Below are 14,677 nucleotides of genomic sequence, written 5' to 3' on the forward strand. Positions count from 1 at the left end.
ACACACGCGCCGCGGCACCGAAGTCCGTGGCATCGGCACCGCTGGAGATCACGATGGCATGCGTGGCTGGCGTCAGGCCCAGGGACTGGACCAGCGCCACCAGCTTGGCCTGATCGGGCAACTCACCGGGATTGGTGGCCGGGCCGCGCCATTTGCCGTAGGGGGCGTTGGCAGCCTGGGCGATGTGGCCGGCCTCGAAGGCTTTGGGGTCGCGGATATCGATGAGGCGGACATCGGCCTGCTGCAGCAATGGCTGCAGCTGTTCGGGGTTGAGCAGGGGCTGGGCCGCGAGCGCCCAACTGCTGGTGCCCAGGCTCAAGCCCAGACCCAATGCATAGCTTGTCAGAGAGTTTTTCATGGCAGGAGTCGGCAAAGCCGATTCGTCAGGGGCATGGCTATGCCCAGGGCCTCTATTGTCCGGCCTTGCCGCGACAGGGCCAACCAAGAAAAACTTGTCTGTTTATTGCCTGGGGTCATGAATAGGCGAACAAACAGCGTGGTTTCTGATAACTGTGGTTAAAAGTGGCTGATTCGCTTTGTGAGTAAGCGATTGCAGCTATCAAACTTGAGCAATCATGCGCTCTGCCCGGCCGGAAACAGCTCCTGCACCGCCCGCCGGATGCCGCCATAGCCCGTACAGCGACAAAGGTTTCCGCACATCTGGGCCTCGGCCTCGGCGGCGGTGGGACGGGGCTGCTGCTGGTGCAGCCAGCTCATGCTCATGACCATGCCGGAGGTGCAATAGCCGCATTGCACGCCGCCGCAGCGCGCCAGCGCGTCGCGCACGGGTTCGCTGGCGCTGTCCTGTGCCACGGACTCGATGGTGCGCACCGTCTGGCCCTGGATCTGATAGGCCATCAGCAGGCAGGCATTCACGGGCTCGCCGTTGAGCCAGACCATGCAGGCGCCACAGCGTCCCACTTCGCAGCCGGGCTTGGCCCCGGTGAGGTGCCAGTGCTCGCGCAGCAAGGTCAGCAGCCGGGTGTCGGGGCTGCAGCTGGCGATGACCGGCTGGCCGTTCAGATTCAGCTGCAGCACAAAAACCGAGGCCTCCTTTGCGCAGGCTGGGGGTGGCTTGCCGCCGTGCTCCGGGATGTGGGTCGTCGTCATGGTGTGGAGGACTCCGCGCCCGCCTCCAGCAACGCGATCACGCGCTCCGGGGTCATGGGCAGTTGCGTGATGGGATGCTGCAGTGCGGCGGCCAAGGCATTGGCCACCGCGGGCAGGGCCAGGTTGACGCTGATCTCGCCGGCTCCGCGCGGGCCGATGGGATCGCCCTCGGGAAGGTTCTCGATCGCCAGCACCTGCATTTCAGGGGCATCGGCCAGCGTGGGGATCAGATAGCCGTCGAGATTGCGAGCCTGGTAGTGGCCGTCCAGGCAAGCCAGCTCCTCCAGCGTGCCCATGGCCAGGCCCATGAGGGCGCCGCCTTCCATCTGGCCCAGATAGCCCTGGGCCGATGCCACGGGGCCAAGGGCCGAGCACATCACCAGCCGCTGAACCTGGACCATGCCGCTCCAGGTGTCGACGCGAACCTGGGCAATGGCGGCGCAGGCTCCGAAGACGAAGTGGGTGTCATGCGCGTTGTCCTCCGGGTCTTCGGCCTTGAGGTCGATGAAGATGCAGGGGAGGCGTTCGCCCGATGCCTTGGCCAGATCGGCGTAGCTCAGGCACAGGCCCGCAGCGCTTTCCAGGCCCCATGCGCCGCAGCGCAGAGGGATATCGGGCAGCAGTCTTGCGGCGGCCAGGCGCAAGGCTTGCTGCCAGGGCCGGGCGGCCTGCTGCAAGGCACGCCATACCAGCGTGGTGGCGCGCGAGGCGGCCACCGGGCCCGAGTCGGGCGTGAGCCGCGTATCTCCGAGCACGGGCCGGATCGCGTCGGCAGCACAGCCCAGATGCCGAGCCCCCAGGCTCTGGATGGTCCCGACCAGGTTCTGTCCCAGCTCGGTGAAGCCGCAGCGCAGCTCGATCGCACCATCGGCGGCCAGGGCCAGCTCCATGCGGCAGTCACTGGGGCCACCCTTGCCAAAGCCATCGCTGCGATGGATCAGCGTGAGGCCCACGCCGTGCAGATGACGGCCGTCCGCGCTGACCCAGCGATGCGGCCCGCGCCACAGCGCCTGCTGGCGTGCGACATCGAGTGCGCGCCGGGCGCCGTCAAACGGCGCGACATGCTGGCCCAGCGGGCCGGGTGCCTCGGGAGCGGCGAGGTTGAGGGCGCGAAACGCATCGGGCGTCATGCCGACCAGCGCAGCCAGTCTGTCGATCTGCTGCTCAAGTGCAAATTGCACCTGCACGGCACCGAAGCCGCGAAACGCACCGGCGATGCCGTTGTTCGTATAGGCCAGCCTGGCGCCGAGGTCCAGCGCCAGATACCGGTAGGGGCCGGGGGCATGTTCGAGCGCGGCATCCAGCACTTCGGGGCCATGCGTGGCGTAGGCCCCGGTGTCGGCCACTATCCGCACCTGGTGGTAGGTGAGCCGCCCTTGTGCATCGCAGCCGGTCTGCATTTCGATCTGCATGGGATGTCTCTTGACACCCAGATCCACCGATTGCGGACGTGTCAGGTGCAACCGCACGGGGCGCTGCGCCCTCCAGGCCAGCAGGGCCGCGATGGGTTGAATCGTCAGCTCGTCCTTGCCGCCGTAGGAGCCGCCCACGGGCGTGGCCACGGCGTGAACCCTGTCGTGTGGCAGGTCCAGCATGTCGGCGATGACCTGCTTTTCCCGCGCTGGGTTGTGGCCGCCGAAGAACAGGCGCAGGCCGCCCGCGCCATCGGGCTCGGCTACACCGCCTTCGGTCTCGAGAAAGGCATGCATCTGGCGTGGCGTGACATAGCTGTCCTGTACCCGGTGCACTGTGCTTGCCCGGGCTGCAGACATGTCTCCCTGGCGGTGGCTGGCGGCATGCAGCAGATTGCCGTCCTGATGGACTGGCTGCTCGGAGGCCGCTGTGTCGTCAAGGGCGGCGACCGGGTCGCAGACAGGGGGCAGGGGTTCGTAGTCAACCCGGATCAGCGCCAGAGCCTGCCGCGCCGTCTCCATGTCCACGGCCGCAACGGCGGCGACCGGGTCGCCCACATGGCGCACCTTGTCGATGCAGAGCACGGGCCGGTCCACCTTGCGCAATCCATAGTGCTTGATGCCGGGGATATCGGCATGGGTGACCACGGCATGGACGCCTGGCAGGGCTTGGGCGGCGCTGGTATCGATATGCAGAATGCGCGCATGGGGATGAGGGCTGCCGAGAATCGCTCCGCGCAATTGACCCGGCTGAATGCGGTCGCTCAGAAAGCCCGGGTTGCCGCCGAGCTTGGCCTTGGCATCGGGCCGGACCGGCAAAGTCTCCAGGCCGAGCTCGCGGATGTGATGAGGGGTGGGGAATTCCATGATGGTTCAGGCCAGCAGCCCGCAATGTCCGGCAATCAGGCGGCTGGCAATCCGGGCCAGATCGGGAGGCAGGCTTTGCTCGCAGGTGGTACGTATATCGCCGAGGGAGGGCCGGATCTGCAACTCCTGCGCATAGCTCAGCAGCTTTTCCGTGGCTTGCAGGCGGTGCACGCCTATGCCAGGGGCCGCCGCAGCAATGCGGTCCAGGTTCAGGCGCTTTTGTGCATCGCTCCAGCGCAGGGCCATGCGCAGCCGCGCGGGGGAGAATGCCGCGCGATAGCCGACCTTCTCGAACACCAGTGGCCGGGGCTCCATCACATCGCTGCGCGGCAGCAGGAACGAGAGCATCAGAGGCCGGTCCATGAGCTTGAGCGTTTGCGCCAGCGACTGCAGGTTGCCGTCCGTCAACTCGACCTGCGCATCCATGGCCAGCAATACCGGGCAGCAGTCGCCTTCGCCCCAGCCTATATTGCCGCCCAGGGTTCCCAGGCGGCGTACTCCCATGGCCCCTAGCTGGTCCAGGGCCTGGACGAGCACGGGGGCGTGCTGCTGAACCCAGGGGTGACGGCGCACGGCCTCCAGCCGCATGCCTGCACCGATGTGCAGATATTGCGGGCCGAGGTGGATCTGCTGCATCTCGGGCCAGTGCATCACATTGATGAAATGCGTGGCCGACGGCGCCAGGCGAGGCTCTGCCCATGACTGCTGCAGCAGCGTGCCCCCGGCGATGAAGCAGGCGGCATCGCCGAGCTTGCGGGCCAGGGCCTGCGCGGCCTGGGGTGACGAGGGGTGGGTAAGCAGCATGGCAGCCTCCTGCTGGCGTGATCCTCAGCGCTGCGCCCAGAAGGCTTGCTGCTGGGCGGCGATCTCGGCCTCCATCTCGGGTACGGGGCCGATCAGCTCCACGGCCTTCTGGCAATGGTCGAAGACATAACGCGACGAGACACTCATGGTCGGGTTCTCGCCATGACTGCCCGTGCATTCCAGCAGACGGTGCTCGGTCATGCCGAACACGATGCGACCGATATTGGCCCAGTAGGCCGTACCGGCGCACATGCAGCAGGGCTCCACATTGGTGTAGAGCGTGCAGCTCCAGAGAAACTCGGCCGTGTAATTGGTGGCCGCCATGCGCGCTAAGGTCGATTCCGCGTGGTTGACGGTGTCGATATTGCACTGCTCCATGAGCACGGTCTCCTGGTCGGGGCCCACCAGTACCGCGCCGAAGGGGTGGTGGCCCATCTCGGTGGCGCGCTGGGCCACGGCCTGCGCGCGACGCAGATTGCGCTGGATTTGTTCGGCAGAGGGCGTCAGGCCCTGCGGGGGAAAGTTCTTGTCTGTCATGGTGGCGGTCCTTGTGTCGGTCATGCGGGAGTGCTCTGGCTCCAGGGAAAGAGGCGCTTGTGCAGCTGCTGCACCCCCCCATAGAGCAGCAGGCTGCACAGCACCAGCAGTGCCAGTGCGGCAAAGGCCACGGGTACCTTGAAGGAGGAGGTGGCAAACAGGATCAGATAGCCCAGGCCTTTTTCCGCCGCCACGAACTCGGCGACCACGGCGCCCACAATGGCCAGCGTGATGGAGACCTTGAGGGCCGAAAACACATAGGGCACGGCAAACGGCATGCGAATCTGCCAGTACTGGCGGCTGGTGGTGGCGCGCAGTGAGCGCGACAGCTCCACCAGCTCTGCCGGCACCGAAGCCAGGCCCAGGGCCGTGGAAACCACCAGCGGGAAAAAGGCAATCAGCGTGGTGATGACCACGCGGGGCAGCAGGCCTGCACCCAGCGTGACGACGATGATGGGAGCGACGGCCACGATGGGGGTGGACTGGATCACCACCAGCCAGGGCATGATGATTTTCGAGAGCAACTGCGAGCGCGTGATGGCGATGGCCAGCGGAATGGCCAGAGCGATCGCCAGCGCATAGCCTATGAGCGCGACCTGCAAGGTGGCCGTGACATGCTCCAGCCAGCGCTGCAGCCCCATCTCGGCAGCAGCCAGCCAGATCTGGCTGGGAGCGGGAAAAATGTACTCGGGTATATGCGCCAGGCGGCAGGCGCACTCCCAGAACAGCAGGACGGCGAGGAAAACCAGCAGCGACGCATGGCGTTGTATGAGGGCAGACATAGGGGGCCTCTTGGGGCTGCGGGAGGATCTTCAGGCGTGTGCGGGGTGTTTGCTGAAGACCTGGAGACGAATCTCGTTGGCCATTTCGGTGAACACGGGATCGGCCAGAGTGGCCATGCTGCGCGGGCGTGCCAGCGGCACATCGAGGATGTCGGCCACGCGGCCCGGGCGGGCGCTCATGACCACGATGCGGTCGGATAGCAGCAAGGCCTCCTGGATGGAGTGGGTCACAAAGACCACGGTCTTGGGGCGCTCGTTCCAGATGCGCAGCAGCTCCAGGCTCATTTCGTCGCGGGTGAGTGCGTCCAGCGCCGAAAAGGGCTCGTCCATCAGCAAGATGTCCGGGTCGTGGAGCAAGGAGCGTGCAATCGCGACGCGCTGCTGCATGCCGCCCGAGAGTTCGTGGGGCCGCTTGTGGCCGAAATCCCTGAGGCCGATCATCTCCAGCAACTGCTGGGCGCGGGCCTCTTCCTTCATTTCCACATGGCCGTATTTGTGGCGCATGGGGAAGGTGATGTTGTCAAGCACCGAGAGCCAGGGCAGCAGCGTGGGCTTCTGGAACACCATGCCGATCTCGTCGCGTGGTTCGGTCACGGGCAGATCGAAGATGCGTACCTCGCCGCTGCTGGGGCGGATCAGGCCCGCAATCAGGCGCAATATGGTGGACTTGCCGCAGCCCGAGGGGCCGATCAGCGAGACGAATTCGTGGCGGCGCAGATGCAGGTCCACGCCCTGCAGGGCCGTGACAGGGCTGCCATCGCTGGAGACAAAGGTCTGGGTGACCGCGTTCAGATCGATTACGTATTGCATGGCAGGCGATCAAGGAAAGAACAAGGGCGGGAGCGTGAGGGCGGCGCTGTGCCGCCCTCGCATGGGATTTACTGGCTCAGAAAACGGCGATCCACCAGCGTTTCCGGGTCGACCTTCTTGAGGTCGTAGCTCATGGACTGGGCCACCCAGCCCCAGGTGGCAGCCAGCAGCCGGGGCTCGAATTTGCCAAGGCCGTCGCGTTGGCTGATCTCGTTCCTGAGCAGCGGGATGGAGGCTTCAAATTCGGCCTTGACCACGGCCGTGTCGGCCTCGGGCACCTGGGCCTTCAGCGACTCGGCCGCCTTTTGCGGGTTCTGGATGGAGAACTCCAGCGACTTGCCCAGTGCTCGCACATAGCGCTTGAGCACGTCGGGGCGGTCCTTGATGGTCTTGTCGCTGGCCATGACGGACCAGCCATAGCCGTCGAGACCGAACTGCGTCCAGGGCAGGACCGACAGTTCCTTGCTGGCCTGCTTGAGCACGGAGCCGAAAGCCGGAGCCACGGTCACCCAGTTGATGGTCGCGTCCACGCGGCCCTGGGCCAGCATGGGTGCCAGCGTCGCCGGGTCCGACTTGATGACCTTGATCTTGCTGGCGTCCACGCCGTTCTTCTGCAGCACGATGGGCCACAGGGCATTCGACGAGGAGAAGGTGGGCATGGCCACCGTCTTGCCTTCCATGTCCTTGAGGCTCCTGATCTTGCTGTCGGCGCGCGTGAAAAGCGCATCGGGCTGTTTGGAATACAGCGACATCACGGCCTTGACGGGAATCCTGCCTTCGGCAGCGGCCATCATCAGCGCCGAGATGCCGCCAAAACCCACATCGGCAGAGCCAGAGGCCACCTTGGTCACGGCATCGGCCGAGCCTCGGCCGGGAACGATCTTCACGTCCAAGCCTTCGTCCTTGAAAAAGCCTTGCTGCACGCCGGCATAGACAAAGGACTTGTCGCCCCCGGGCAGCCAGTCGAGCTGCACCGTGAGCTTGTCGGCTGCCTGGGCCGCTGCGCCACAGGCGACGAGCAGGGTGGCAAGAACGGGGCGTCTGAAGGAAGTCGGGGGGCGTGTCATGAATAACTCCTGAAGCATGTGAGGCTGGGACGACTGGTTGCTATGTATTGATGAGCGGCATGCGCAAGCTCATAAAGGGTTTCGATTGAGCTTCATCCAAGACCGGGAGCAAGGCATCGCTCAGCGCCTGCGGACAGGCCAGCTGGGGCACATGGCCGCAATCGAGGCTGACGCGCCTGGCGCCCGGCGTGAGCTGCTGCATGCGTTGCTGCACGGGAAGCGTCACCGAACGGTCCTGGCGACATTCCACATAGATACGTGGCACCCGGCCAAAACGGTCTGCAGTGAGCCGGTTCACCATGGTCCGCCCCGTCTCGGGCTGGACGCAGAGACGGCTGGCCGCCTTGAGCGCTGCGGTCGGAGGGCAGTCATGCAGGAACAAGGCCATGGCGGCTTCCAGCGGCACACTGCTGGCATTGCGCTGCTCGTTCCATGCCAGATGCGGGCCTATGCCCTGGTAGTCAAAGCCCGGATCGGCGGCGCGGCATTGCGCGATCACATCGCCATAGCTCATGCCGCTGGGCAGCATCATTCCGGCCAGGTAGACCAGGGCGCTGACCCGCTCGGGGGCGGCCTGGGCGACCTGAGACGCCGTCATGCCGCCACCGCTGTGACCGACCACCACGGCAGGGCCATCCAGCGATTCCAGCACGCGCAGCACATGGGCGGTGTAGCCGTCGAGATTGGCGCAGCTGTCGTCTTCGGCGGCGGCATCGTTGCCCGGCAGATTGACAGCAAGCACTTTCCAGCCTCGGGCCTGCAGCAGCGGCGTCCAGGCGGCAAATGCCCAGCTGCCCTGCCAGGCCCCGTGGATCAGCACCATATGGCGTGAGCGTGTCATGGCTGTCTCCGTCAACCGTAGGTGCGGCGATAGCACTCGATCTGGTGCTGCTCCACCGTGACGGGCGCATACCGGGGTTGCTCGCCTTCATCCAGGCAGGTGGGAATGCACTCCACCTTGTGCAACGGGTTGCCCGTGAAGAAGAAGGGGACGGAATAGCGCTCGCGCCCCGAGACATTGATGACCCGGTGCAAGGTGGAGACATAGCGGTCATTGGTCCAGCGCGCGAACAGATCGCCGATGTTGACGACAAAGGCACCGGGCACCGGGGGCGCGTCGATCCAGCGGCCGAGATCTTTGTCCCAGACCTGCAGGCCGCCGGCCTCGTCCTGCAGCAGCAAGGTCACGCCCCCGAAGTCCGTGTGCTCCCCGCAGCCTTTCTCGCCGGGTTCGGGGTTGGCAGGCTGGGGCGGGTAGTGTAGAAGGCGCAGCGTCGCGGCAGCGTCCTTGAGATAGCCGTCAAAGTGGCTGACGGGCACGCCCAGCGACAAGGCCAGGCCGTGCACGATGGTCGCGCCCAGGCCATGGGCGGCCTGGTAGTAGTTCTGCATCACGGCGCGGAAGTCGGGCAGGGTTTCGGGCCATTGGTTGGGGCCGGTATTGAAGCGGCCCGACAGCACGCGCGCATCGTCGGTCGCCACCTCGGCACCGACGTAAAAGCTTTCCTTGAGATCGGGGGGGGCACCGCTTTCCAGCGTCTGCGCACGCAATGGCTCGTAGCCGCGATTGCAGCGCGAGAGCTTCTTGTCCACGGCCAGCTTTTCCGCCATGGGCAGGTCGAAAAAGCGCTGGCTGGCCGCAAACAGGCTGTTGATCAGCGCGGGGTCTATGCCATGGCCGGTGATATAGAAGAAGCCGCGCTGCTCGCAAGCCTGGCGCAATTGCTCGGCCACCATGTGCTGATCCACAGGGTCATGGCTGCGCAGGCCGCTGATGTCGATGATGGGGAGGGCAGAGGTGCTCACAAATCGCTTCCGGAAACTGAAGAACTGGACCCAGTTTAGAAAGCGCAGCCCGTGCTGGATAGCGCAGCTTTTGCTGCGGGGTGATCTAAAAATGTGAGCGACAATCGTTGATAGGAAAAGCACTGCACGGCATTGGTGCATTCGCAGAAGGCGATGCGCACAATGCCGGTGCGGACACAGGCAGGTGGGGGCTCAGCCCCGGGGCAAGTCCGCCTGAGCGGCAGTCTGCGTCCTTGCCACCCATTCGCGCAGGGCGACGCTTTCCTCATCCTCGCGGGTTTCGATGGCGTCGGCCACAATGCGGTTGAAGGCGTCGAGCGCCGATGGCAGCGTGCGCCCTGCACGCACATAGACGCCGAGTTCGGAGTACAGCGTGGTGGGGGTGTCCAGCGGCACATGGACCAGCCGGCCTTCGCGCAGTTCGCGCTCCAGCCCCAGGCGGCTCTGGAAAAAAATGCCCACGCCGCGTTCGGCAAGGCTTTTGGCCAGCTCGATGGACGAGGTTTCCAGCAATACCTGCAATGCACGTTTGTGGTGCGCCAGCAGGGGCTGCAGCAGCTCGTGCATGGAGAGTTCGGGCGTTGGCAGAATCAGCGGAAAGGCCGCGCATTGTGCAAAGTCCACGCGCTCCAGCAGGGCGATCGGGTGCTTGGGCGGCACGATGGCGCCCAGCGCAAAGCGGCCCATGGTGCATTGGCGCAGATTGTCGTGGCGCCTGACCGAAAAGCCTATGCCCACGTCCGCATCACCCTGAATCACGGCCTGTGCCGCCTGCTGGGAGCCGCAGGTGCGCACATGGATCTGGATCGTCGGGTAGCGCCGGTGCATCTGCGTGAGCACGGCCGGCATCAGGTCGGCGTTCAGGCCTTCCACGGCGGCCACGCTGACCGAGCCGCGACGCACGCCGCGCAGCAGCTCCAGTTCGGTGCTGAGGCGGTGCTCGTCCTGCAGCACCGTGATCACATGGCGCGAAAACACTTCGCCAGCAGCCGTGAGCCGCAGGCCCGAGCTCAGGCGCTCGAACAGCGGGCTGCCGATTTCGTCCTCAAGCTGCAGCAACTGGCGGTTGACTGCCGACGAAGCCACATGAAGATGGCGTGCGGCTTCCCGTATGGAGCCGCAACGGCGAATCATGTCGAAATAGCGAATGGAGCGGGCGTGAATATGCATGCTGCCAGAGGCAGCATATGCCGTGCCAGTTCGCTGGATGGCCGCCTACAGCGGCGCGCCGGCCGCCTTGGCGTGCTGGGCGCGGGCCTTGAGCTCGACATCGTCCTCGCGCCCGGTGGGCCAGCCTTGCATATGCCGTTGGGCAATATCGCTGAGCGCGGTGATCCAGGGCGCACTGTCGTTGAGGCAGTCTATGTATTCGAACTGCTGGCCGCCCGCATGCAGAAAGGCTTCACGCGCCTCCTGCTTGATTTCCTCCAGCGTCTCCAGGCAGTCGCTGGTGAAGCCGGGGCAGACCACATCGACACGCCGGACGCCGGCCTGGGCCATGGCAATCAGGGAGGGTTCGGTATAGGGCTCCAGCCACTTGGCCTTGCCAAAGCGCGACTGGAAGGTCACCAGATACTGCTCGTTGCCGAGCTTGAGCCGCTCGGCCAGCAGGCGTGCCGTCTTGTGTGATTCGCAGTGATAGGGGTCGCCCAGATGCAGGGTGCGCTCGGGCACACCATGAAAGCTCATGACCAGCTTGTCCCCGCGACCATGGGCGCGCCAGTGGGCTTCGATGCGCTGTGCCAGCGCTTCAATATATCCGGCATCGTCGTGGTAGCGGTTGACGAAACGCAGCTCGGGAATATGGCGCTGGGTTCTGGCCCAGTCATAGACGGCGTCGAATACGCTGGCCGTGGTCGTGCCCGAGTACTGGGGGTAGAGCGGCAGGATCAGGATGCGCGTCACGCCGTCTTTCTTGAGGGCATCCAGCTGGGCCGCAATGGACGGCGTGCCGTAGCGCATGGCCGGCAGCACCAGCACATTGTGACCGCGTTCGCCCAGCCATCCGCGCAGCAAGGCGGCCTGGCGCGTGGTCCAGTGCAGCAGCGGGGAGCCGTCCTTTTCATGCCAGACGGTGGCGTATTTGGCGGCCGACTTGGCAGGGCGGGTCCGCAGGATGATGCCGTGCAGAATCGGCCACCAGGCGAGCCTGGGAATCTCCACCACGCGATCATCGCCAAGAAACTCCGCCAGATACGGGCGCACGGCCGCAGCCGTGGGGGCGGCTGGTGTGCCCAGGTTGCACAGCAGGATGCCGGTGCGTGCGGATTGATCGTGGCGGAAGCGGGGTTCGGGCGCAAAGCGTGATGGCATGGTGCAATTGTGTCAGCTAATCGGATAGGCGCATCCGTTCTGCGGCATTGGGCGGAGCGCTATTCTTCGGGCATGCCATCCCAAGACACCACAGACATTGCCATTGAAACCCTGAAGCGCCTGCGCCATAGCGGCCAGATTCGCGCCATCAGCCTGGATCTGGACGACACGCTCTGGCCCATCTGGCCCACGATCGCCAAGGCAGAGGCCGTTTTGCTGCAGTGGCTAGCCAAACATGCTCCCGCGACGGCAGAGCATCTGGGCGATACGGACAAGGTGCGCGCCTTGCGCCATGAAATCGTGACATTGCGCCCGGATCTGAAAGCCGACCTCAGCGGTTTGCGCCGCGAGTCCATCCGGCTGGCGTTGACCCGCGCCGGCGACGATCCTGCCCTGGCCGAACCGGCCTTTGACGAGTTCTTTGCCGCTCGCCAGCGGGTCGAACTGTTTGACGACGCCTTGCCGGCGCTGCAGTTTCTCTCGCAGCGCTGGCCGGTGGTGGCCCTGTCCAATGGCAATGCGAATGTGCATGTGGTGGGTATCGGCGAGCATTTTCGCGCCTCGCTGTCTGCCAGCACAGCCGGCATGGCCAAACCCGATACGCGGTTTTTCCAGGCCGCAGCGGATGCGGCCGGCGTGGCCCCCGAGCATGTGCTGCACATCGGCGACGATGCGCAGCTGGATGCCCGGGGCGCCATGGATGCGGGTATGCACGCAGTCTGGCTCAACCGCGGGCAGGTAGCATGGCCTTGCGTGGGTCCTGAACCCCACGTCACAGTCGCCAGCCTTTGGCAGTTGTGTCAGGGGCTGGCAGATCGTTGACCGGGACGAGCGGGAGCTTTGCGGGTCAGCGAACAAGGACCGCCTATGCCTACCTGTCTGTCTGCCTGCCTTCTCACGCCACCTCCGCTGGCACCTGTGCGAACCATTGCCTGGAGCCGGCCTCTGGTGTGGCTGTCCAGAGCCTTGCAGGACATTTCTAAGGCTCCGTTAATCAGTCTGGCTCATGGTCTGGCCTTGATCCTGATCGGTGCAGCAATCCTGACCCTGGGGCACAATCGCTTCTGGTTGATGGCAGGAGCCTTGTCGGGCTTTCTGGTGGTGGGGCCTCTGGTGGCCACCAGCCTCTATGCCATCAGCCGGGCCATCGAGCGCGGTGAGGTGGCAGACTGGGGTCTGATCCGCCGCACCTGGACGCAATGGCAGAGCTGCCATGCCACGGGCCGGGGAGGGTACTGGTGCATGGTTCGGTTTGGTGCCTTGCTGGCGCTGGCGGCCACGGGCTGGGTGCTGATTTCTGCGTCGCTGATCACCGTGATGTCGCCCGTGCGTGTGCAAACCCTGCAGGATTTCATGGTGCATGTCGTGCTGGCCAGAGATGGTCAGCTGTTTGTGCAATGGATGGCTTTGGGCAGCTTTCTGGCTGCTCCGATTTTTGCGTCCAGTGTGGTGGCCATGCCGCTGATGCTGGACAGGCGAGTGACCGTGCGTCAGGCCGTGTTGACCAGTTGGTCCGTGGTGCTGGCCAACCCGGGCCCTATGGCCTTGTGGGCGGCGCTGATTGTGATGTTGACTTTGCTGGGCCTTGGCAGCTATCTGCTGGGGCTGTTGGTTGTGATGCCCCTGCTGGGCCATGCCAGCTGGCATGCCTATCGCGACCTGGTGGATGCCTCTGCATTCCCCGCCAGGGAGGACGCGACGGGGCCTGTCGTCTGAGTGTTTGGCGGCCAGGGCCTGGCAAAGGCTGTAAGGACCTGGTTGTCGTGATATTCGGTTATACGGAAGAGCAGATTGCCCACTTTTTCCTGACCTGGGGCGTGGGCGCCTTCATCTTGTTCATGGTGTTCATCATCCTGCAGCTGGCGCGTCAGTCCAAGGCAGGCAAGTTCGGCACCTTTGTGATTTTTCTGGGTCTGGGCGTGGGCTTTGTCGGCTATCTCGCCAAAATCATCATCCAGTGGTGGATAGAGAGCCACTGAGCCGCGCCACGCGCTGTGCCATAGGGCGCTGACCGGCCCAGGAGATCGCGCAAGGCCGGCCCCGCAATGAGGATTTCTCACCCCTTCCGAAAAGAAGGGGGAAGGCGAGATGCCTCGGGGTTCAACCCGGTTTCACCTGTGCGCGCTTGAGCACTTTTTGCCAGCGGTTCTGTTCCGCGGCGATGAACTGTGCAAACTGCTCTGGGGTGCTTCCAATGGGCTCGGCCGCATCGCCCTGCAGGCGCTTGAGCGCATCAGGTGCCTTGACGGCCTTGGCGCATTCTGCGGCCAGCTTGTCCACATGGGCGCGAGGCAGGCTGGAAGGGGCCAGCATGCCGTACCACTGGGTCATCTCGAAGCCTGCAAAGCCCTGCTCGGCCACCGTCGGGACGTCAGGCAGTTGCGGCAGTCGCTTGGTCGAGCCGGTGGCGATGCAGCGCACCTTGCCGGCCTTGATGAAGGGCAGCAGTGCAGCGGCACCGACCGAGGCCGCGTCAAGACGGCCCGAGAGCAGGTCGGTCATCATCGGACCGGTGCCGCGATACGGTACATGGAGCATGAAGATGTCGGCCGTCATCTTCAGATATTCGAACGCCAGGTGACCTGCGCTGCCATTGCCTGCGGAGCCATAGCTGAGTTTGCCGGGGTTTTTCTTGGCGTAGGCCACCAGATCCGCGATGTTCCTGACGGGCAGATCGGGATGCACCACATAGAGGCTGGGAACCTTGGCCAGCAGGCTCACAGGCACAAAGTCCTTTTTCGGGTCCCAGGACAGCTTGTCGAAAATATAGGGGTTCACGGCCAGTGTTCCGATATGGCCGAGGATGACCGTGCTCTGGTCATCGGCGCGAGCCACTTCCTGCATGGCGATGTTGCCCGCAGCGCCGGGCTTGTTGTCCACGAATACGTTCTGGCCGATGGTCTTGGACAGTTCGGCCGCAGTGGAGCGGGCCACGATTTCAGAGCTTCCGCCCGGTGCGAACGGTACGACAAAGCGGATCGGACGGCTGGGCCAGCTGTCATCGGCAGCGCGGGCCAGGCCGGGCAGCAGGCTGCTGCAGGCCAGGGCTCCGGCGCCGGTCAGCAGATGGCGGCGCGAAATGCTCAGAACTTCGCGCGTGGAATGGTCGAACGTGGATGCCATGGTGTCTCCGTTGCTTTGGGCTCTATTCGGCTGAGGGCTTGCCTCT

General features: G+C 64.8%; 16 protein-coding genes. 3 read left to right on the plus strand and 13 right to left on the minus strand.

Translation table 11 applies throughout. From position 1 onward, the window contains the following. The 12 genes from E2583_RS01775 to hemH all read right to left on the minus strand — a co-directional run. On the minus strand, positions 1-358 hold a 358-nt coding region (locus tag E2583_RS01775; RefSeq protein WP_291592625.1), incomplete at its 3' end, for a rhodanese-like domain-containing protein. Between the two features lie 215 nt (positions 359-573). Next, the gene (locus tag E2583_RS01780; RefSeq protein ID WP_291592626.1) at positions 574-1,110 is read right to left on the minus strand and encodes a (2Fe-2S)-binding protein; all 537 of its coding nucleotides are present in this window, start codon (positions 1,108-1,110) and stop codon (positions 574-576) included. Next, positions 1,107-3,389: a molybdopterin cofactor-binding domain-containing protein gene (locus tag E2583_RS01785; protein WP_291592628.1), complete on the minus strand. Its 2,283-nt coding sequence runs from the start codon at positions 3,387-3,389 to the stop codon at positions 1,107-1,109. Before E2583_RS01785 ends, E2583_RS01780 begins: the two co-directional genes overlap by 4 nt. A 6-nt stretch (positions 3,390-3,395) precedes the next feature. Beyond that, a complete protein-coding gene (locus E2583_RS01790) occupies positions 3,396-4,193 on the minus strand; it encodes an FAD binding domain-containing protein (protein ID WP_291592630.1) in 798 nt (265 codons plus the stop codon). 24 nt (positions 4,194-4,217) lie between these two features. Further along, positions 4,218-4,730 carry a nucleoside deaminase gene (locus tag E2583_RS01795; protein ID WP_034410271.1) on the minus strand — a complete coding sequence of 171 codons (513 nt, stop codon included), beginning with the start codon at positions 4,728-4,730 and terminating at the stop codon, positions 4,218-4,220. Positions 4,731-4,750: 20 nt separating this feature from the next. Then, positions 4,751-5,512, minus strand: a complete 762-nt coding sequence (locus E2583_RS01800) for an ABC transporter permease (RefSeq protein WP_034357975.1) — start codon at positions 5,510-5,512, stop codon at positions 4,751-4,753. Positions 5,513-5,542: 30 nt separating this feature from the next. Then, a complete protein-coding gene (locus E2583_RS01805; RefSeq protein WP_043371228.1) occupies positions 5,543-6,322 on the minus strand; it encodes an ABC transporter ATP-binding protein in 780 nt (259 codons plus the stop codon). 68 nt (positions 6,323-6,390) lie between these two features. Further along, complete coding sequence (locus E2583_RS01810; RefSeq protein ID WP_291592647.1) at positions 6,391-7,389, minus strand: ABC transporter substrate-binding protein; 999 nt, start codon at positions 7,387-7,389, stop codon at positions 6,391-6,393. Positions 7,390-7,429: 40 nt separating this feature from the next. Continuing rightward, complete coding sequence (locus tag E2583_RS01815) at positions 7,430-8,230, minus strand: alpha/beta hydrolase (RefSeq protein WP_291592649.1); 801 nt, start codon at positions 8,228-8,230, stop codon at positions 7,430-7,432. Between the two features lie 11 nt (positions 8,231-8,241). Next, positions 8,242-9,195 carry a 2-oxoglutarate and iron-dependent oxygenase domain-containing protein gene (locus E2583_RS01820; RefSeq protein WP_291592651.1) on the minus strand — a complete coding sequence of 318 codons (954 nt, stop codon included), beginning with the start codon at positions 9,193-9,195 and terminating at the stop codon, positions 8,242-8,244. Positions 9,196-9,387: 192 nt separating this feature from the next. After that, a complete protein-coding gene (locus tag E2583_RS01825; protein ID WP_291592652.1) occupies positions 9,388-10,365 on the minus strand; it encodes a LysR family transcriptional regulator in 978 nt (325 codons plus the stop codon). A 45-nt stretch (positions 10,366-10,410) separates the two neighbouring features. Beyond that, positions 10,411-11,508 carry a ferrochelatase gene (hemH, locus tag E2583_RS01830; RefSeq protein ID WP_291592654.1) on the minus strand — a complete coding sequence of 366 codons (1,098 nt, stop codon included), beginning with the start codon at positions 11,506-11,508 and terminating at the stop codon, positions 10,411-10,413. A gap of 72 nt (positions 11,509-11,580) precedes the next feature. On the opposite strand from hemH, the gene E2583_RS01835 reads away from it, so the two are divergent. Genes E2583_RS01835 through E2583_RS01845 form a run of 3 tightly spaced genes read left to right on the plus strand, consistent with a single transcriptional unit; the run spans position 11,581 to position 13,487 of the window. Continuing rightward, on the plus strand, positions 11,581-12,330 hold the full coding sequence (locus tag E2583_RS01835; RefSeq protein WP_291592655.1) for an HAD family hydrolase: 750 nt from the start codon (positions 11,581-11,583) through the stop codon (positions 12,328-12,330). Between the two features lie 45 nt (positions 12,331-12,375). Continuing rightward, complete coding sequence (locus E2583_RS01840) at positions 12,376-13,224, plus strand: DUF2189 domain-containing protein (RefSeq protein ID WP_291592657.1); 849 nt, start codon at positions 12,376-12,378, stop codon at positions 13,222-13,224. 47 nt (positions 13,225-13,271) lie between these two features. Continuing rightward, a complete protein-coding gene (locus E2583_RS01845; RefSeq protein ID WP_003057514.1) occupies positions 13,272-13,487 on the plus strand; it encodes a DUF2788 domain-containing protein in 216 nt (71 codons plus the stop codon). Positions 13,488-13,608: 121 nt separating this feature from the next. Here the strand turns inward: E2583_RS01845 and E2583_RS01850 are convergent, their stop codons facing one another. Further along, positions 13,609-14,631: a tripartite tricarboxylate transporter substrate binding protein gene (locus tag E2583_RS01850; RefSeq protein WP_291592663.1), complete on the minus strand. Its 1,023-nt coding sequence runs from the start codon at positions 14,629-14,631 to the stop codon at positions 13,609-13,611. Positions 14,632-14,677 lie beyond the last annotated feature (46 nt).

The organism is Comamonas sp. (genome assembly GCF_009360615.1).
Classification (GTDB): domain Bacteria; phylum Pseudomonadota; class Gammaproteobacteria; order Burkholderiales; family Burkholderiaceae_C; genus Comamonas.